Below are 19,214 nucleotides of genomic sequence, written 5' to 3'. Positions count from 1 at the left end.
CCACTTAAGGTCCTTGAGCAGTTTCCGGTGAATCCGCGCGGTGCCTGAACGGCAGGCTTTCGGCCGTACGGCGCGGGGGCCGGGAAACCCCTCCGCGCGGCGTAGCCCACGACTTATCCTGCCGTTAGCGGCAGGTTGTCAGGGCATTTTCCACAGCCTTGCCCACATGCCTTGTCCCCCTCGTGAAATTTCGCGGATGCCAGGTTGGCGAATGCTTCAGCGCATTCCACGTTGGACCACCAAGGACGCCGAAGATCCCGCGTCGAATTCGACTTGCGCGCACCGCAACGATGGAGGAAACGGGCGCCCCAAATAAAAATATTCGGGTGCAAGATTAAAACATGTTCGACGAAACTCTACTCTCTCTCGCCGCAGACATCATTTCCGCACACGTCAGCAACAATTCGGTCCCTGCGGAGCAGCTTCCGCAGTTGATCGAATCCGCCTACAACTCGCTCGCCAGCCTTGGTCAAGTAGAGATACAGACCGAAGAACCGCGCACACCCGCTGTTTCCATCCGGTCGTCGGTAAAGCCCGACAGCATCGTCTGCCTGGAATGCGGCAGCAAGTTCAAAACCATCAGACGGCATATCGCATCAGACCACGACTTATCTGTCGAGGAATACAGGCTGCGCTGGAACCTGCCGATAGACTACCCGCTGGTCTCCAGCGAATATGCCGAAAGGCGCCGCGAACTTGCCAAATCGATTGGTCTTGGCCGCAAGGGCGGGCGGAAGAAGAAGGCTGATCAGGCCAAGGCCACCCCCGTTGGTGTCGCGGTTGCGGCCGCCGCAGCAATGGGTGAACCTACTTCAGAGCTTACGACGAAGGCAAAGCTGCCAAGCAAGGTTAAATCCAGGCCGCGCAAGAAATCCGGCAAACCCGCCGAATAACTCGCGCAGCCCGAAGTGCGGGAACGCCGAATCCCCCGTTCCCGCACTTCTTGTCGGTTTGACACTGCTAGGCGAGATTCCTTCGGCGCAGGTCAATGCGCAGCAAGATAAAACGAATTAGTGCCCGACTCTTCGTCCCAAAGCGCCCGCTATTCAACAATAATAGGCACCTGCCGAATGCGTGCGGCTGCCGAAGGGCCGAAGCATCCACGCACATCGATCTATAGAGGCACCCCAGCGGCAATGACGCGGCCCAAGCCAGCTATCGGTTGGACGCCTCACCCCCACTACCAGCTACGCGCTCGACTTTAGCAAGATCGAAGCTCTCGACCGTTTCCCAGAGCAGGAGCACCGACGCTCCGCCGAGCACGCTGACACCCAGAAGGAACCAGGGCGTGAAGCTGCGAACCCGCGCAAAGGGCAGCCCCGCATTTTTCCCGCCATCGAATCTCATTTTGCGATTTCTTGTCGTCATGCAGGCCTCCCTCATCATAGCATCGGGTGTTCGCGCGCGCCCCCCAAGCTTCCACGACCGTTACGAAATGAACACATCCGGCACGTTCGCGATCCCCAACTCATCCGGATTATAGAGGACCGGTACTGCATTCGGACACGCTCATCGTTGAAGTATGCGGGGCGGCGGAGGATCGCTGCGCATTCATTGGGCCCGGCGCTATGCCACTTGGTGCCGATCGTCTGCTTCGGCTACGGGCTCACGGAGAAGAAACTTCCAAGCGACAACACCTTGTCCTATGACATTGGCGTCCGTTTGGGTCATGCTGGATTGCCGGACCGGGGTGGCCACCCTGGTCCGGGCGGAAGGGGACGGATCGAGAAAAAACCGGTCGTTGAGGGACCGGGTTAGAGTAGGATCGCCCCTTTCTTTTCCATCAGGCCCGAACGGATACCGGGGCTTTGAGGCCCGGATGACAAGCATGGGACAGCGGAAAAGATGAGCGACAATCTACCACAGACGATTGGCATCGACATCTCCAAAGCGAGCCTCGATTGCCACCCCCACCCTGCCGGTGCCGAGCGCCAGTTCGCGAACACAACGAAGGGCCACAAGGCGCTGATTGCCTGACTGCGGCAATGGCAGGTCGAGCGGATCGCCTTCAAGGCAACCGCAACCTACCATCGGGCGCTGGAGGCGGCTCTGGCCGACTGGCCCTGCGTGAAACTCAACCCTGAACGCGCCCGACGCTTTGCCCAGGCCACTGGCACCTTGGCCAAAACCGATCGCATTGACGCGATGCTGCTGGCCCGCATGGCTGCCACGTTGCAGCCGCCCGTCAGACCAGCCCGAAACGTACAGCAAGCGCAGATGGCGGAACTCATCAATGCCCGTGACGGCCTCGTGCGCGATCGTACTGCACTCAAGAATCGCGAGAAGAACCTCACCATCGCCTTCCTCAAGCGCCAGTGTCGGCAGCGACTTGAGCAGATCGACCGCCATATCGAAGCGCTCGATGCCGAAATCGCCCACCTGATCGCCGCCGATGCCGCGCTCGCCCGCCGGCATCAGATCCTGACCAGCATCGCAGGCATCGGAACGCTGACCGCTAACCAGCTCATCGCCACCATGCCCGAACTCGGCACCCTCGAGAACAAGCAGGCCGCATCTCTCGGCGGCCTCGCCCCGGCCGCGCGGCAGTCCGGTCAGTGGAAAGGCAAGAGCTTCATCCGGGCGGACGCGCCAACGTGCGGCAGGCCCTCTACATGCCGGCCCTCGTCGCCGCTCGATACAACCCCGACCTCAAGGCTAAGTACAAGCAACTCGTCGGCGCCGGAAAACCCGCCAAGATCGCCATCACCGCCGTCATGCGAAAGCTCGTCGTTGCAGCGAACGCACTGCTCAAAGCCGATCGATGCTGGACGCAATCTCCGGCTTGATTATCACGGATACTCTAAGTTATCGGGGCGCTACCGGATCAGCCTCAGGGATCGAGTCTTCAAGCTGAGTCGATCGCACGGAGCGCCGCCTGATCCAGGTCTTCCGTGAGGATTTGGTTTAGTCCAAGCAAGATCCGCAAATTCCCGCCGCCATCGGCGGATGACCGACCCAATGTAGGACGTCGTTGCACCTGGCGCGCCCGATCAGCATCGGCCGAATGCCCGCACCTGCCCGGCATTTGAATTGGCTTTTTTGCTTCGTAGGCTCCTTGGCCCCAGCCTCGTCAGCAAAGGCCGGCCCATCTTACTCAGCCGATCCCGGCACAAAAACTCTGCCCGTGCCAATGCCGCCGGCGCCGCAGGAGCGAGCAGGATCTGCAAGAGCGACAACAATATCTTCCGAATCCAGCATGTCCTGAAAGACCCGGTTAACCCCGGCTCCCGGATCAAGCGCAGCCCGAGACAGGAACGGCAATTTCCATGCGCGCGCGCGTGCCGGTGGGCGGCAAATGCGCTGGATCGATGCCATCGGCAAGTTCGCAAAATTCAAAGTACGAGCCTGGTCGTTGTCTTGCTCATTTCCCGCTGTCGCACCGGGGTGAGTGGCAAGTCGCGCCGTTCAACGCTGCCTGTGAGTCGTGACTGGCCAACCCGGGCTGGCCAGAACGCACCGTCCCAAAGGTCGAAGAGCTTACCCCTAAAGATGAGCGAGCGATCGGCCGCGTTGGTGGTAAGATGTGCCGCCGGACAAATGATGAGCACGGCAGCAACTCCTCATCGCAACTTCGACAGGCCACTGGTGGGTTCCGATGCCCGCTATGCTCGGCTCGGCAGAAAAAACGCCTTCCAGCGGACCGCATCTCGCTCCGGTGGCCGGGATGTGGCGGCACGCCCCCGAACGGCAATTTCCCTCCTCTTTGAGGTGGACTGCCCCTCACTCTCGACCACCGGATGTTGTTGCACTGGCTCGAACAAAGACCGTTCTGTTAACCGTCCCCGTTTGGGAACACCACCGTCAGGAGGACAATATGTCTTTGATTTATAACGATAAAACGTGCGACATTTTAGCCAATAGTGTATCATCAAGCAAGCGCTAAGTCGGCGCGCAATCGATTTCACTGTTATTTCAATCCCTCTCCCCGTCGGCCGTGGTAAAGACACCTTATCGTTCTCATCCGCAGCGACGAGATTGGAAGTCGTTTCGCTGTCTGTTATTCTCTCCTCGCCCGGTCCCGTAAAATAGTCCCTTGCCTCATTGCCCCCTATTTGTTGACACGGTTCTTCTTGCCGTATGTCCGCTACTTTGAAGTCGTTCCTATCGACAGGGCGGTGTCGCCACATCCTCGACGCAATCTCGCGTTCTTCTGGGCCCATCGCGGTAGTATAAATGGCTGTTGTCTTGATATCTGCATGCCCCAGCCACCGTTGGACCAGAGTAAGTGGCACTCCGGACTGGATTGCTCTTACCCCGAAACCATGACGAAGGCCTTTGGGACTGGCGTACGCTCCTCTGATTCCAGCGCACTCCATGACTTCGCAGACCCTTCTGTAGCCCGTCATTCTCGACCAGGGCCACAGTAGCTGAGCGGCACCAGGGTCGGAGCCAAACCAGTTTCTCAAGTGGGCAAGGAAGGGCGCCGGCAGGGGAATAGCTCTAAAAATCTGTTTACCTCTCTTCTTAAGGCATCTGATTATTACGTGTTTTGTCTCAAAATCGATGCACTCCCTAGTCATTTCCAATGCTTCCGAAATACGACAACCGGTTAAGGCGATCATGCAACAGAAGGTTTGAACTTCTACACTTCTTTTCCGGGCAGACGACATGAATGCGTCTATCTCTGAGCTGGTCAGATACTTCCTCTGACCGTAGCCATTGTACACGGTCCATGGCATGGAATTGGGGGTCTCCGACGGTCCATTAGCAGAGTGCGACCTAACCCTCTGATTGTTAACAAAATCACACCCCAAATGCTTTGTTACACTTTTGGCTAAAGAGTCTCAGACTCGGCAGCTCCACCGCCGGGCGCACTGATGCGAGGGCGGGCTATGGATTTAAGCACGAGGGCAGAGTGGAAACATGCTGACCGGCAAGTTCCAGTCGGCTCGCCCTGCGCCGGCAGCATGCCTGCCGCCGACGAAGCAATGTTTCTGTTTCGTATCGCGAACTATCCCCACATCGTAAGCGCATTCGGCGAAGAGGCGGCGGGCCGCGCCGTTGCAGCCGTCACCAACCATCTGGTGGAAATAGTAGGTTCGGGCGGCTCGATAGTGCCTTGCAGGCACGATGTGGTGGGCATTCGGCTCATGTTGGGATCTATCCCGGGCGGTAGCCTGGAAGCTACCCATTGCGACAATTGGATGCGCCTGATTTGCGAAACCATTCCGCTCGTTCCCTTCGAGTGCGGATCGGGTGCAATCCACGTGTGGCTCTCAGGCTTTTGGACTTTGAGCCAAGAGCGGGACGACATCTCCTCGCATCGCTGGCAGTTCCCCTATGTCTGTCCCGGACGAGGGCTGCCGAACTGGGCCAGGCAATACCGCGATGACATGATTAACGCTTCTCGCGCCCTCGCGGTTCTTCGGAGCTGCGGCGATGACGAGAAGCCCTCCGAGTTCGCCGTCCGGCCCTTCTGGCAGAGTGTGCACAGCGCAAGTCTGGGCACCACCCAGTTTTTCGAGGCCCTTGCCCGAATTCCCGACGGCAATGGCAGCACTGTGTCGATAGCAGGGTACGTGCTGTCGCTTGAAAGGACAGGCTTCATCCGGTTGCTTGATCTCCACATGGTCAGGCATGTCATGACGGAGCTCGAACGCTCCAGCGAGATCCAGGCAGCTGTCAACCTTTCCGCCCTCAGCCTTCGCGGCGATCCGTGGTGGGACGACGTCCGGTCGGCGCTTGCACTCAAGCAGGATATCGCTGTCAGGCTATTTCTCGAAATTACGGAAACGGCATCCTTTCCCAGCATTTCCGAGGCAGTCCGGTTCGTGGACAGTATGCGCAAACTCGGCTGCCGCATTGTTCTCGACGATTTCGGAACCGGACATGCATCGATCCGACAGTTGTTTGCACTCTCTCCAGACGTAGTGAAGATCGATCGTCTCTTCTTGCGCCGCGCAGCGCTCTCGGACCGCGATCGCGAAATTTTCCTCAGCCTTGCAAGGCTTGCCCGCTCAGCCGGCGCAACTGTCGTCGCCGAGGGGGTCGAAACGGTCGAGCAGAAGCAGATAGCTCTCGAGGCCGGTGCCGATTGGCAACAAGGCTACCTGTGGGGCCCCGCATCCGGCGGACACCCCCGCTCCAGCGGTTCTGCGACAGGCTACCGGCGTGCTGGGAGCCTGGCGCTATGAACATTACTTCGCCGGTCGATCGCTACGCAGTTCAAACGCGGAGCATGCCGGGCATACACAATCCTTCGGGTCGCAACCGAAGAAGAAGGGGAAGCAAAACGGACGTGAAGATCCGTGACACCGCATTGTTGCGTCCCTTTCATCAACCACGAACGGCGACGAAAAGAACAAGAGACAACACTACGAATTCGTCGTCGTACGACTGCCTGAAGGCGGATCAGCCAAGCCTTGACCCCAGAGGCGAGGCACCGACCAATCTGTGCCCGGTTCGGAACGTTTTGGGAGAGACGTTCCGAACCTTCAGGCTCAGTCCAATTCAAGCAAGATGGAGCAATCCATGGCTATAATTCGTCATCGCAATGCCATCGCCATCCTGGCGGCAGTCTCACTCATTGCCGCCGCTCCCCCTGCCCCACAGAGCGGCAAGCGTCTTGCAAGGGGATTTGCAGGACAATCGAGTGAAAGCACGGGCACGGCAGCGGTTGGTGCCGGCACGGGCGGCGAGGCAGCCGCTGCCGGTGCAGTCGCCGGCTCAAGCATCTTCGAGGGCACTTGGATCTGGGCGCTTGCCGGCCTGATCGCAGCCGGCGGCCTCACTGCTGCAGCGCTGAGCGGAGACGGCGACCCACCGGTAAGCCCCGCCTCCTGATCTGCCGCGTCCGTCTGGCGGGGCGGCGGACCTCTTCCTTTGAACAAGTACCGGCTCAGCCAAACCTCGCGGTTTGGCGAAAGGGGGGCATGTGCTCAGTACACTTTCAAATTCCTCGTCGCTGTTGGCGCCGAGCGCCGACAAGCAATATCCATCGCTAGAGGGTTCTCGAACGCTCAAGCCCAGGCCGTCGGTTGGAAAACCGCTTCGGTTCCTGCTGAGCGGGTGCCAGGTGCTTGTGCTCGATGGTGTAGCTCTTCTGGCTGCATACGTGCTCATGTCGGCGGTCTGGCCCCACGGCAGTGCAGATCGGCGTGAGGCGCTGATGCTCGTGCTCTCGGCTACCTATGTCTCTATTGGATTATACGGTGGAAGCTATTCCCCGGCCCTAGCAGCAGATGCGGTCAAGAGTGCCCAGCGCGCATGGTTGGCCCTTTTTGCCATCATCATTGTAGAAGCGCTCACGACTGTCCTTGGCTCTGTGGATACCGACACCGCCCTGACCTTTGTCCGAGCGGTAGCCTGCACGGCTTTGACTGTCGGGCTCGCTCGCCTTGGCCTTGGACGTCTGTTGTCATCGACCTGGTGGCAGAGCCGGGGCCGATGGCGGACGATCATCCTGCTCGATGAAAAGGCAATGGTCCTGCCCAAATTCGCCGGTCTCGTCTTCGATGTCCGCGCCCACGATCTTCGCGCGGACGCCAATGATCCGAAGGCGCTCGCCCGCCTCGGGGCGCTTACGCGTGATGCGGAACGGGTAGTGGTAGCCTGTCCCGTTGAAAAGCGAATGGCATGGATTGCCGCGTTACGCGGTGCCAATGTGCCTGTTGAGATCCTCGTCGAGGAAATGGACCATCTCGCACCTGTCGGGGCAGGCGACCTCGCCGGCCGCAGCACGTTGAAGGTGGCTTTCGAGCCCCTGACCCACAGTCAGCGGCTTGCGAAGCGTTTGTTCGACGTTGGGGTCGCCACGATCGGGCTCGTCGTCCTGATGCCTCTGCTGCTCGCCACTGCCCTTGCGGTCAAGCTCGACAGTCCCGGCACGATCCTGTTTCGCCAGCCGCGGATCGGCAGAAGCAACAAGCTCTTCGAGATGTACAAGTTCAGGAGTATGCGCACCGAGGTCCAGGACCTGCATGGCTCGCAGTTGACCAACGGCCGCAACGACGACCGGGTGACACGCGTCGGACGCTTCATCCGCGCCACGAGCATCGACGAACTGCCGCAGATCATAAACGTCCTGCGCGGCGACATGAGTATTGTCGGACCTCGGCCCCATGCGCTGGGAGCCAGGGCCGGCAACAAGCTCTACTGGGAGGTCGATCCCGCCTACTGGCACCGCCACGCGGTCAAACCAGGTCTGACAGGGCTTGCGCAGGTACGAGGATTTCGCGGCACCACATTTGCGGATGCCGATCTCACCAATCGGCTGAACGCCGACCTCGAGTATGTCCGACGCTGGTCGCTCACGAGTGACGTCGGGATCGTCTTCAGAACCGTGATGGCGCTTACCGGAAAGTCGGTCTTCTAAATCTCCCCTTCCCCGAGCGCGGATCGCACAAATCAAGCCGCCGAGTGCTCCCACAGGAATTAGTTCAGATGCAAATTGCCGTTTTCGGAATGGGTTACGTTGGCCTGACCGCAGCAGCCTGTCTCGCACGATCCGGCCACATGGTGAGTGGTGTCGAAGTCAACGAAGCCAAAGTCGCCGAGCTCAACGCCGGCGGTTGCCCGATCTCAGAACCCGGCCTTCACGACTTGCTTCGCGAAGGCCGCGAACTGGGCCTTCTCAGTTACACCCAGAAAGCCGGCGATCTCGTCAACCAATGCGATATGGCAATAATCTGCGTCGGCACGCCGAGCGGCCCCGATGGGGCGCACAACATGAATTATATCGCCGAGGTCAGCCGCCAGATCGCTGCTGCCGTCACGAGCAATCGCCCTCGCCCGCTGACGGTCGTCTATCGCTCGACCATCCGTCCGGGCACACTCGACACACTCGTCATGCCGATCTTCGAGGCGGAGCTCGGCGATCGGCTCCCGCAGACAATCGAGCTCGTCTACAATCCCGAATTCCTGCGCGAAGCGACCGCCATCGACGATTACTTCCATCCTCCCAAGATCGTGATCGGAACCGCCGATGGCCATCCTTCCAAAAACATGACCGCGCTTTATGAGGGGATCGAGGCGCCGACATTTGTCACGCGCTTTCGCGAAGCTGAGTTCACCAAGTTCGTCGATAACACCTGGCATGCCGTGAAGGTGGCCTTCGCCAATGAGATCGGACGAACCGCACTCAAGCTCGGGATCAGCGCACGCAAGGTCCACGAGATATTCGTGGCCGACACCAAGCTAAATATCTCCTCCTATTACATGCGGCCCGGCGGCGCCTTCGGCGGCTCCTGCCTGCCCAAGGACGTACGGGCGCTCCAGTACATCGCAGCCGATGTCGGAGCGCACACAGTCATGATCGACGCTGTCCTGCGCTCGAACGAGAACCACAAATACTTCCTGTTTCAATACGTGCGTGACAATGTGGCGCCCGGCGGGAAGGTCCTGCTCGCAGGTCTCTCCTTCAAGGCTGACAGCGACGATCTTCGCGAAAGCGCCAATCTCGATCTCGCCCGCAAGCTGCTCGAGGCCGGATACGAGCTGTCTGTCTACGACCCGACCCTCGTACCATCCAAGCTGATCGGCCAGAACCTGGGATATGCCTATAGCCAGTTGCCGGCACTCAACCGCCTCTTTGTCCCGCGCGAGGCGGCCGAGAGCGAGGAATGGGATCTTGCCATCGACAGTATCGGCATGATCGCCGATCTCAAGATCAATGCGCGCAAACACGTCAGCACCAACCGGCTGCCCTGACCGTGAGCCAGCTTCCAAAAGACATGGACTGCTCGCCCAGCGATCGCCGTCTGCGGATAGCCTTCGTCTATAGCCGACTGCCGTTTCCGATGATGCGCGGCGACCAGCTTACCGTTGCCCATCTGATCGCGTTTCTCGCAGCGCGCGGGCACTCCATCGACCTGTACACGCTCGATATGCAAGGGGAACTCTCTCGCGTGCAGCGTGACTGGCTCGCCGGGACGTGTCGGACGCTGCGCATCTATCGGCAAGGACTTGGCAGGATCCTTGCCGGGCTCACATCCGGTCTTTGCAAGGGCGAGCCGGCCCAAGTGGCGATGTTCCGCAACGGCGCACTTCAACGCGACCTCGCGGCCGCCATCGATGCGGACGAGTACGACCTCGTCTACAGCTACTACATCCGAAGCGCTCATGCTGTACCCAGCCGCCTCGCACATGACAGTGAGAACCGCCGCCCGGGATCTCCCGTCTCGTTCCTTGCCATGCAGCTGTCGCAGTCGCTCAATTCACGGCGCATATTCGAAAACGAACGCAATCCGCTGCGCAGGCTGTTCTACAGACTGGAAACGACGCTGTGCGAGCGCTTCGAGGCGAGGGTCTGGCAACGCTTTTCCCGCTCGGTACTCATCGGCCCCGCTGACGTTGCCAAGGTCCGGGACGTGTGCAAGGCCCAGGGCCAGCCGGAAATCAATAATTGGGTCTACGGTGCCCACGGCACGGATCTGTCGCGCTATCAGGCCGCCACGCCTGAAGAAACCGTGCCCGGCCGCGTCGTCTTCTCAGGTTCTATGCTCTATCAGCCGAATGTCCAGGCTGCTTTGTGGTTTGTCGAACAGTGCTGGCCCCGTGTCCGCGCCACCGTGCCCGAAGCCGAGCTTGTCATTCAGGGTCGCGACCCTGTTGCCGAGATCAGGGAACTCGACGGCAAGGACGGCATCTGCGTCACAGGAACGGTGGAAGACGTCGGCGTTTACATACGCTCGGCCAGCGTCTGCATAAACCCGATGCTGGCCGCCGGCGGCATGCAGAACAAGCTCATTGAGTACATGGCATGCGGCAAGGCCATCGTTGCAACTTCAGTCGCAAACGAAGGCATCATGGCGCCGACCGATACCTTCTGTCTGGCTGACGATGCTGCCTCCTTTGCCGATGGCATCGTTGGACTGCTTTCCAGCGCCGAGCTCAGGGACTCGCTTGGGAAGACGGCACGCCGCTACGTCGAGGATAACTGGACGTGGGAATCGCATTTCCTAAAGCTCGAGGAAGCATTCTTCGAAACCATCGACGCGGCTTCGGGAGGGCGACTCCCGGACACCGGCGTTCCTGACACCGGGTCACGATCAGAGGCCGTCCCGGCATGATCTTGCCATCGACATACCGCGACCAGCGATTCTTCCCGGAAAACCGCTATATCAGGCTCGGAGGCCGACCTTGAGTGCGTTTCCCTCCGCCCTTCCTTGGCGGGATGCGCATCAATGGCCCTCGGCATCGGTCGATACGATCGGAACGGCGCTGCTGCTTGCGGCGGTCACGATGTGCTGCCTGCCCTACATTGTATTTGGCCCCATCGCGGCACCCTCACAGGTTCAGCCATGGGCTGCACTGCTGTGCTGGGCTTTCACGCTCCATCGCCTGCTCACCGCAACGCTGCGCATCGACGGGTTCCAGATTCTTGTGCTGATATTCGCGATCTGGTTCCTTCTCTACATCTATGCGCCCGGTGAAGTCGGGATCGACTATTACCTCAGAAAATCGGCGAGCTTTCTGATCTGCTGGTCGATTCTCGTCGCAGCCCCCTATGTTTCGCCTGTTCTACTCTGGCGCGTGCTGCGGATCAGCCTTTCGCTCTGGACCGGCTTTGCGCTACTCGGGTTCGTCAGCAAAGGCGCTTACCTCGCCATCACGCGGCCGCTCGTCCCGACGGCAATCGGGGTCGCCGGTGGGCGCGGCGCCACCAGTCTCGCGCCGGAAGCGACCGACTTCGGTTTCACGATGGCCTTCATGGTGCTGCTCGCTGTGATTACGCGAAAGGCTCTGATCAACGAGGGCTATCGCCCGGCAGTCTGGCCGATCGCGATTGCTGTTTTCAACGTTGCCTTGTCCAAGTCCGGATCCGGCTTCTTCGCTGTCCTTGTTCTTGCCGGCGTTCACTACCTGACCCAGGCTGGCAGGCCGAATGGCGCGATGGTCGCACGCGTGCTCATTGGCGTGATGGTCGCCGCCGCTTTGCTGCTCACCATCGGATCGGCACCGGAAACCGGCGTGCGCGGTCTCGATCTCGTCATTCTCTCGCTGCGATCGCCGGTCGCACTGCTCAATACCACGCTCTCCTACCGGATCATTCACAACGTTGTGGGCGTACTTGGAATGATCGATTCCAACCTTATGGGCTATGGCGCCGGGTCGTTCGTCAAGGTCGGCGGCGACATCTACCTCGCCTACAACCTGGGCAAGGTATTCGGACTGGTAGGGTATTACGCCGCCGCTGTGCCCCTCAGCCTTAGCGGCTCACCGCTTGCCTATTTTCCGGTGTTGTTCCTCGAGTACGGTCTGGCTGGCCTTCTCTTCGTGATCCTGCTTTTCCGCACGGTCGCGCGCTCGGGCCTGCTCTTTACGCCGCTTGCGCTAGCCATGATGTTCATGACCTGGGTGCAGAGTTTTCCGGCAGCCTATCCTCCATTCTGGCTCCTGATCGGGCTCTCCCTGAACCAGCGGTTTCGCAAAGCCCGTGATCTCAAACAGTTGGAGTCAACGGCATGACCGGCTTGGCCAATCAAACAGCGGCGCGCTTCGGCTACATCAGCGGGCTCGACGGCCTGCGGCTCCTTGCCGTCGCGATCGTCATAGCCGCGCATTACCGGATCGCGCCCAACGTGCCGGGCGGCTTCGGCGTGTCGATCTTCTTCTTCATAAGCGGGTTTCTCATCACGCGTTTGATGCTGGCCGAGGAGAAGGCAAGCGGCAGCATCGCGCTCGGCCGCTTCTATATCCGGCGGTTTATCCGCCTGCTGCCACCGCTTGCGCTGATGGGCTTGGTTGCTGTTCCCGCGCTGGCATCGATCGCTCCTGCCGACTTTTCGTGGAGTCAGGTGCTCCTCTCGTTCTCATACCTTGGGAACCTGCACAAGATCGGTGCCCGCCTCCTGTCATGGAAGGAGGGCTACGGAGCGCTCGAACCCCTTTGGAGCCTCGCGGTGGAAGAGCACTTCTATCTGGCGCTTCCTCTATTGCTCCTGTCCGTACGTACACTTCGGGGTCGGATCCAGGCCATGTCCGGAGTGCTTGTCGGAGCCCTCCTCCTGCGGATGGCCGTTTGGGCGGTTGCCCCCGAACATGCCGACGACATCAACTACAATTTCACTCTCACGAGGATCGACGCAATCGGATGGGGCGTGATGGCCACGCTGCTGCTGGAGGCCGGCGTGTTGCGGCGCGAGTGGATCGAGCGGCATGCGCAGCTCCTGCTTTGGGGAGGCTCATGCGCCATGCTCGCCTCACTGGTGCACTGGTCGGCCTATTACGAGACTGTACTCAAATACACTCCGCAAAGCGCTGCCATCGGCGCGGCCCTGCTGGGGACCCTGTTTCCGGCGCGAACTGCCTGGGTTCGCCGGATCGCGGAACTATCTCCTGTGCGCTACTTCGGTCGGATCAGCTACGAGCTCTATCTCTGGCATCTCCCGGTCTATGCGATCGTCGGGCATTTCGTCCCGGGCCACTTTCCGCGAATTGCACTTTCGATGCTCGCGACGGTCCTCATCTCGGCCGGCGCCTATTCCATCACGACCAGGCGTCTCGCGGCGCTCAGGAGAAAATTCGGCGGACATCCAGTCGAACCGGCCTCCGCCATGAAACCAACCTCTGCTGCCCTCCCGACACTGGCCCGATCATCGGTTCCATCAATTCAGGACTACACCCCGTGAAATCCCCGTCATTGCCACAAAGCCCTATCCGCGCAGGGATCTTCTGTCTCTTGCCGGCCCTGTGTCTCGCAGGGTGTGCCCGTCCCGACCTTCCGCGTGATCTATCGGCCTATGAGGTGATCCCGGCGGTCGCGGATAGCAAGGACAGCAACGACAGCGATTATATCCTGGGCCCTGCCGACGTGATCAGCTTGACCGTCCTCAACGAGCCCGATCTCAGCCTCAAGGAAGTGCAGATCACCACGGGCGGCAACATTTCGCTTCCCCTGATCGGTCAGGTGAAAGCAAGCGGCCTCACCCCCGATGGCTTGGCCAAGGCGATTGCCGCGCGCCTCAGCGAGCGAATGCTGCGCAACCCCGATGTCACGGTCAATCTCGCTACCGCGGTATCGCAGAAGGTCGTCGTCGAGGGTTCCGTCACCAAGCCGGGGATCTATCCTCTCCAGGGCAAGACGACCTTGCTCGGCGCGATCGCAATGGCCCAGGGCACGACACGCGTCTCTGCGCTGCGCGAAGTGGTGATCCTACGCACCATCAACGACAAGCCTATGGGCGCGGTATTCGACATCGGCATGATCCGGCGCGGCGAGCTACCCGATCCCGAACTCGTTGGCGGAGACACCGTTGTTGTTGGCTTCTCCGCGCTGAAGTCGGCCTGGCGCGACATTCTCACCACCGCCCCGCTCATAACCGTGTTCAGAGCCTACCGATGACCCGCCCTCCCGTGCCCCGCGACCAGCCTGGAAATGCCTGCTGATGCTGAATTCGTCCGTTACTCCCCAGACTTTCGCCAGCGCTCCTGGAGCATCCCAGGATTCCTGGCTTTTCTCCGGTTCGCAAATCGATCTTGAAGGCCTGCGCGCAGCGCTGCTGCGTAACAAGTGGGTGGTTGCAGTGATCTGCACTGCCGGTCTCCTACTCGGCATAACAGTGACATTCCTGACAGTCCCGACTTACCGGGCCGAAGCCAGCCTGCAGATAGACCAGCAGGCATCGCGCGTTCTCGATGCCCCGGATATCGAGCCGGTTCAGGCAGTGCAGGACGCCGATCGCTTCCTCCAGACCCAAATCGAGATACTGCGCAGTCGGGCCCTGGCGATCCGCGTGGCGGAAACTCTCGGACTGTTCGCCGGAGATCGCTTTCTCGAGACAATGCGCGTGCGTCCGCGAACGGGCCCGATCGGATCGCTCGACGCCGACCAGGCGCATCGGGAACAGGTCATCGCGGTCCTGCGAGACAATCTCACGGTAACCTTGCCGGAAGGCTCGCGCGTTGCGCACGTGGCCTTCGACAGCCCGGATCCACTGACGGCATCCAGAGTAGCCAACGCCTTTGCGGATGCCATGATCTCGAGCAATCTCAACCGCCGCTACGATACGTCCGTCTACGCACGCCAGTTCCTCCGCGAGCAGCTCGAGCAGGCGAAGGAAAGGCTCGAGGCATCCGAGCAGAGCATGGTTGCCTACGCTCGCACGAACGGCATCATCGACACCGACGCAGTCCGGGAAACCAGTCCCGGAACCAGCTCAGCCCCGTCTCTTGTGGCAACAAGTCTCATCGAAGCCAACGAAGCGCTTTCCCAGGCGCGCGCGCGCAGGATCGACGCCCAGCAACTTTGGGTATCGACCCAGGCAGCGCCCGTCATGAGCCTGCCCGAAGTTCTCTCCAATTCCGCTATCCAGACCATGATGGAACGGCGCTCCCAGCTGGAAGCGGACTATGCGGAACAGAGCCAGGGGCGACAGGAGGGCCATCCCGCGCTTGTTCGACTGCGCAGCGAAATCGCGACAATCGACCAACGTGTCGCACGCCTTGCCAGGGACATCCGGGACTCGATCCACAATCGCTTCGTGACCGCGGAACTCCAAGAACGGCAAATGCAAGGCGAAGTCACCCGCCTGACCGGAGCGACATTGTCCGAACAGGACCGTTCGATCAGGTACACGATCCTAAGGCGCGAAGTCCGCACCAATCGCGAGCTCTACGACGGCCTTCTCCAGCGTTTCAAGGAGATCAGCGCGGCTGCGGGCGTCTCTTCGAACAATATCTCGATCGTCGATGTCGCATCGACGCCGACTTCTCCCGTCTCTCCCAATGTGCCCGTCAATCTCGGCCTGTCGCTGCTGGGCGCATTCTTCGTTGCTCTCGCGGTCGTCTATCTTCGCGAAAACCTGGACGATACCGTGCGATCAATGAGCGAGGTCGAGCGCAAACTGCACATCACTGCGCTTGGAATGGTGCCCCGGCTGGAAGACAGCGCCGTGCTTCGGGACGAACTGGAAAACCACACCTCCAGTATTTCGGAAGCATTCCACACCGTTCGCTCGGCGATCGAGCTTTCCGGCGTGGACGGCCTGCCACAGTCGCTCCTGATCACCAGCTGCGGCAAAGGCGAAGGCAAGACGACCTCCGCCTATGCCTTGGCCCGCGATTTTGCCCGTGTCGGCAAGCGGGTGCTGCTAGTCGATGCGGATATGCGCCGACCGTCCATGCACAAGCTTCTTTCGCTCGAGAATGCGAATGGCCTGGTCGAGCTTCTCAGCCGTACGATTTCTCTCGAGGACACGGTCCGCACCACCTCCATCGCGAACCTCGACTTCATTCCCGCCGGAGCCTCGGTGCCCAACCCAGCCGAACTGCTGGGGACCGAAACCATGCCCTGGATCATCTCAGTGATGGACGATCAGTATGACCTCGTCATAATTGACGGTCCGCCGATGCTAGGCCTTGCCGATGCTCCGAGCATCGCCACCCATGTCGAAGCCACCGTATTCGTCGTAGACGCCAGCCAGGCTCGCAGGGCCACAATCCTTGCGGCCCTGCGGCGCCTGAGACTCAGCCGGGCCCGACTGCTGGGTATCATGCTCAACCGCGTCGAACTGCGGACCTTGGGGTACGGCTACGACCAGTATTACAACTACAACGAAGAAAAACAGCATTCGCGTCGATGGTTACGGCGGCGATGAGCGCGACTGTCGCATCCGTGGGCGTAATCGCCCGCCCCTTGCTCGTAGGCGTTCTGGCTCTCGCTGGATTGTCGCAGCTTGCCGCGATCAACAACGATCTGCTTGCTGCTGCAGGCAGCAAACACGCACCTGCGCGTGCCGACCTGCAGGCAAGGCTTGCGCAAACTCCGTACGATCAGGCCGCGCTTCGCGGTCTGGCTTCTGCCGATCGGCAGAATGGAAATGCAACGTCGGCGCACGCGCTGCTCACGCTCGCCGGGCGCCTTGGGTGGCGCGACAGCCAGACCGAACTGATGCTGCTGGAGGACGCAGTACGGCAAGGGGATGCAAACGCGGCGATGCGTCACATCGACGCCTTGCTGCGGCGCAAACCAGATCTGGCTCCCCGGCTCATGCCAGCACTCCACGCGATGGCGACCGACAAGGTTGGCAGGAACGCCCTGCTTGTTCGTCTTGAGTCTTCCCCGCCGTGGCGGAAAGAGTTCTTTACGCGGATCGACTTCATTCCCGCTCAGTATCAGGCCGTTCACGAGACGTTGCTGAGCGAGCTTGCGAAAACAGGCAAGCCAGCCGGCGCTGAAGAGATTTCATCCTATGTCGCCGCTCTCGCCAGGCAGGGTGAGGTTGGCCGGGCGCGCAAGCTCTGGACCACCCTTACCGATACGAAACCCGGCCTTGTACTCGATCCGGAGTTCGAGCGTTTCGATCCAGGCAGCTCCGTTCCCGCACCCAGCCCCTTTGAGTGGAACGCCAGTCGCTTGCCGGGCACCGAGCTCAGGATCACCGTCGAGGCCGGCACCCCTTCATCGCGAGATCTCGTCGTCGACACCGACGGCTCGGCACACGGCACTGTGCTGGCGCAGGCACTCGTCTTGAAGCCAGGTCGCTATCGGCTTTTCGTGGCGACACCGTCCACAACAGTGCTGGCCGCAGGCGGCCTCAAGTGGACGGTTCGCTGCCTTCCGGGCAGTAAGACCATTTCCACTGGTGGCGCGGCCGTTGCCTTGGGCTGGCAGTCCGACTTCGAAGTACCGGCAATGGGATGCGCAGTCCAGCGACTGTCCCTCGAGGCGCGCCGCGCCGACGCACTTACCGTTGGCGAAGCCCGGTTTGAGAAAGTCTGGGCCTTACCCCTTGCCGGAAGCGGAGGGCCCCTCTCATGACAACGCTCAGAAGCATCGCAGCGAACGAGCGCCCTCTCGTGGCGGCAATTTTCCTGCTTGTCGCATCGCTTTGCCTCGGCGGCGGCGGAAGCACGCACCGCCTGGCCGAGCTGCTTATCGAAATGACGGCGATCCTTGCCGCGGCGCTGACATTCGCTTGGCCGCTTCCGGCCAAGACCCAGCGCATATGGCATTTTCCGCTCTTTCTGCTGTCCCTCTGGGCGGTGCTTGTTCTCGTCCAGCTTGTGCCGCTGCCAGCCTCACTATGGCGCGCCTTACCCGGACGCGAGCTCGCAAGCGCGATCGCCGACCAGATTGGAACGGGCAGCGGCGTTCACCCGCTGACCCTCGATCCATCCGCGACACGCCGAGCGCTCGCGGCACTCCTGCCTGCTGGCTCCATGCTCATGCTGGTGCTGCACATGGATCAGCTCCAACGCTCCAGCCTTGCATTGACTGCGATCGGCTGCGCCTTTGCAAGCCTGATGCTGGGTCTATTCCAACTCGTCACTGCGGGTCACTGGGGCACCCTCTATCAGGAAGGCCATCTGGGGTATGCGACTGGCCTATTCGCCAATCGCAACCATCAGGCGAGCTTCCTGCTGATCGCCGCGGCACTCGCCTGTGGTCTCGCCGCGAAGCGTCATGCCGCGACAATCCCCCTCCTGCTCATCATCGCGAGCCTTCTCGCGGGAGCGCTTGCAACCCGTTCCCGAGCGGCTCTGCTCCTTTTCCCACTCGCCCTGCTGCCGCTACTCCAAGGACGCTTGCGGCTGCAATCACGGGTCATACTTCCGGCAATCCTGGCAAGCACGGCCAGCCTCTGGGTCCTTCTCCAAACCAACCAGGTCGTCCAGATTACAGTCGATCGCCTATGGAACGGCAACATGGGGCGCCTCCTCTTCTGGAAGGACAGCTGGTCTGCAATCTCACTCTACTGGCCGGCGGGCAGCGGGTTCGGGACGTTTGCGAGCGTTTTTCGCGTGAGCGAACCTCTCGAGCATCTCGGCCAGCATTACGTGAACCATGCTCATAACGAGTTGCTCGAGATCATGTTGGAAGGCGGCTTGCCCGCCCTCGTTCTTTTCGTGGCAGGGTTCTGCTGGTGGGCCAAGAAAGCACCAGTCCTCTGGAAAACCGCAGGTCCGGCCCCGCAACTTGGCGCAGCCGCCTGGACCGGCCTGCTGCTGCTCATGCTGCACTCACTGGTCGATTATCCAGCCCGCATGCTGCCAATCGAGGTCATGGCCGCAATGCTGGTCGGCTTCATGCTGCCGCCAGCCCGGCGCACGGCGGCGTCCGGAGTTCCGAGCAATTGTCACTCGAAAAGCGGTAAGGGGCGCGCGAGCTCAAGCACCCCGTACGCATTAGAAACGCACCGCGCGCAAGACGGCCGGGAACTGCGATGAACACCTACCAACTCCTCACGGCAGTACGCCGCATTCCAGCTAGCGTCCTCGCGCATCAATTGCGCCGAAAGACGCGCGATACCCTCGTCCCCCGATTGGCCGGG

16 protein-coding genes and 1 pseudogene are annotated in these 19,214 nt (G+C 60.8%); 14 read left to right on the top strand and 3 right to left on the bottom strand.

Annotated features, from left to right (window positions below; translation table 11 throughout):
- The first annotated feature begins 341 nt into the window (after positions 1 to 341).
- Positions 342 to 893, top strand: coding sequence for a MucR family transcriptional regulator (locus WBP07_RS20440; RefSeq protein WP_395396261.1), 552 nt, complete (start codon positions 342 to 344; stop codon positions 891 to 893).
- Positions 894 to 1,155: 262 nt separating this feature from the next.
- On the opposite strand, the gene WBP07_RS20435 is transcribed toward WBP07_RS20440, so the two are convergent.
- Positions 1,156 to 1,368, bottom strand: coding sequence for a hypothetical protein (locus WBP07_RS20435; protein WP_395396260.1), 213 nt, complete (start codon positions 1,366 to 1,368; stop codon positions 1,156 to 1,158).
- 477 nt (positions 1,369 to 1,845) lie between these two features.
- Between WBP07_RS20435 and WBP07_RS20430 the strand changes: the two genes are divergently transcribed.
- Together WBP07_RS20430 and WBP07_RS20425 are read left to right on the top strand one after the other, a co-directional pair.
- Positions 1,846 to 1,977: a hypothetical protein gene (locus WBP07_RS20430; protein ID WP_395396259.1), complete on the top strand. Its 132-nt coding sequence runs from the start codon at positions 1,846 to 1,848 to the stop codon at positions 1,975 to 1,977.
- Between the two features lie 24 nt (positions 1,978 to 2,001).
- Positions 2,002 to 2,786, top strand: a pseudogene (locus WBP07_RS20425) (IS110 family transposase).
- A gap of 304 nt (positions 2,787 to 3,090) precedes the next feature.
- Here the strand turns inward: WBP07_RS20425 and WBP07_RS20420 are convergent.
- A complete protein-coding gene (locus WBP07_RS20420) occupies positions 3,091 to 3,315 on the bottom strand; it encodes a hypothetical protein (protein ID WP_395396258.1) in 225 nt (74 codons plus the stop codon).
- A 287-nt stretch (positions 3,316 to 3,602) separates the two neighbouring features.
- Positions 3,603 to 4,679 (bottom strand): tyrosine-type recombinase/integrase, encoded by a 1,077-nt coding sequence (locus WBP07_RS20415; protein ID WP_395396257.1) that lies wholly within the window; start codon positions 4,677 to 4,679, stop codon positions 3,603 to 3,605.
- Positions 4,680 to 4,907: 228 nt separating this feature from the next.
- Between WBP07_RS20415 and WBP07_RS20410 the strand changes: the two genes are divergently transcribed.
- The 11 genes from WBP07_RS20410 to WBP07_RS20360 all read left to right on the top strand — a co-directional run bounded on the left by WBP07_RS20410 (position 4,908) and on the right by WBP07_RS20360 (position 19,110).
- A complete protein-coding gene (locus WBP07_RS20410; RefSeq protein ID WP_395396256.1) occupies positions 4,908 to 6,134 on the top strand; it encodes an EAL domain-containing protein in 1,227 nt (408 codons plus the stop codon).
- Between the two features lie 337 nt (positions 6,135 to 6,471).
- Positions 6,472 to 6,783 carry a hypothetical protein gene (locus WBP07_RS20405; protein ID WP_395396255.1) on the top strand — a complete coding sequence of 104 codons (312 nt, stop codon included), beginning with the start codon at positions 6,472 to 6,474 and terminating at the stop codon, positions 6,781 to 6,783.
- 91 nt (positions 6,784 to 6,874) lie between these two features.
- Positions 6,875 to 8,314 carry an exopolysaccharide biosynthesis polyprenyl glycosylphosphotransferase gene (locus WBP07_RS20400; RefSeq protein ID WP_395396254.1) on the top strand — a complete coding sequence of 480 codons (1,440 nt, stop codon included), beginning with the start codon at positions 6,875 to 6,877 and terminating at the stop codon, positions 8,312 to 8,314.
- A gap of 44 nt (positions 8,315 to 8,358) precedes the next feature.
- Positions 8,359 to 9,648, top strand: a complete 1,290-nt coding sequence (locus WBP07_RS20395) for a nucleotide sugar dehydrogenase (RefSeq protein WP_395396253.1) — start codon at positions 8,359 to 8,361, stop codon at positions 9,646 to 9,648.
- Between the two features lie 2 nt (positions 9,649 to 9,650).
- Positions 9,651 to 11,009, top strand: a complete 1,359-nt coding sequence (locus WBP07_RS20390) for a glycosyltransferase family 4 protein (protein WP_395396252.1) — start codon at positions 9,651 to 9,653, stop codon at positions 11,007 to 11,009.
- A 70-nt stretch (positions 11,010 to 11,079) separates the two neighbouring features.
- On the top strand, positions 11,080 to 12,408 hold the full coding sequence (locus tag WBP07_RS20385) for a hypothetical protein (protein ID WP_395396251.1): 1,329 nt from the start codon (positions 11,080 to 11,082) through the stop codon (positions 12,406 to 12,408).
- Complete coding sequence (locus tag WBP07_RS20380) at positions 12,405 to 13,571, top strand: acyltransferase family protein (protein WP_395396250.1); 1,167 nt, start codon at positions 12,405 to 12,407, stop codon at positions 13,569 to 13,571. The genes WBP07_RS20385 and WBP07_RS20380 overlap by 4 nt, the downstream gene beginning before the upstream one ends.
- A gap of 116 nt (positions 13,572 to 13,687) precedes the next feature.
- Complete coding sequence (locus tag WBP07_RS20375; protein ID WP_395396249.1) at positions 13,688 to 14,284, top strand: polysaccharide biosynthesis/export family protein; 597 nt, start codon at positions 13,688 to 13,690, stop codon at positions 14,282 to 14,284.
- Positions 14,285 to 14,327: 43 nt separating this feature from the next.
- Positions 14,328 to 16,538, top strand: coding sequence for a GumC family protein (locus WBP07_RS20370; protein ID WP_395396248.1), 2,211 nt, complete (start codon positions 14,328 to 14,330; stop codon positions 16,536 to 16,538).
- Complete coding sequence (locus WBP07_RS20365; protein WP_395396246.1) at positions 16,535 to 17,701, top strand: hypothetical protein; 1,167 nt, start codon at positions 16,535 to 16,537, stop codon at positions 17,699 to 17,701. Before WBP07_RS20370 ends, WBP07_RS20365 begins: the two co-directional genes overlap by 4 nt.
- Positions 17,698 to 19,110 (top strand): O-antigen ligase family protein, encoded by a 1,413-nt coding sequence (locus tag WBP07_RS20360; protein WP_395396245.1) that lies wholly within the window; start codon positions 17,698 to 17,700, stop codon positions 19,108 to 19,110. The genes WBP07_RS20365 and WBP07_RS20360 overlap by 4 nt, the downstream gene beginning before the upstream one ends.
- Positions 19,111 to 19,214 lie beyond the last annotated feature (104 nt).

This window comes from Novosphingobium oxfordense (genome assembly GCF_044029435.1).
Classification (GTDB): Bacteria; Pseudomonadota; Alphaproteobacteria; order Sphingomonadales; family Sphingomonadaceae; genus Novosphingobium.
Note: the sequence above shows the minus strand (reverse complement) of the source record. Positions and strands in the feature narration are given on the sequence as shown.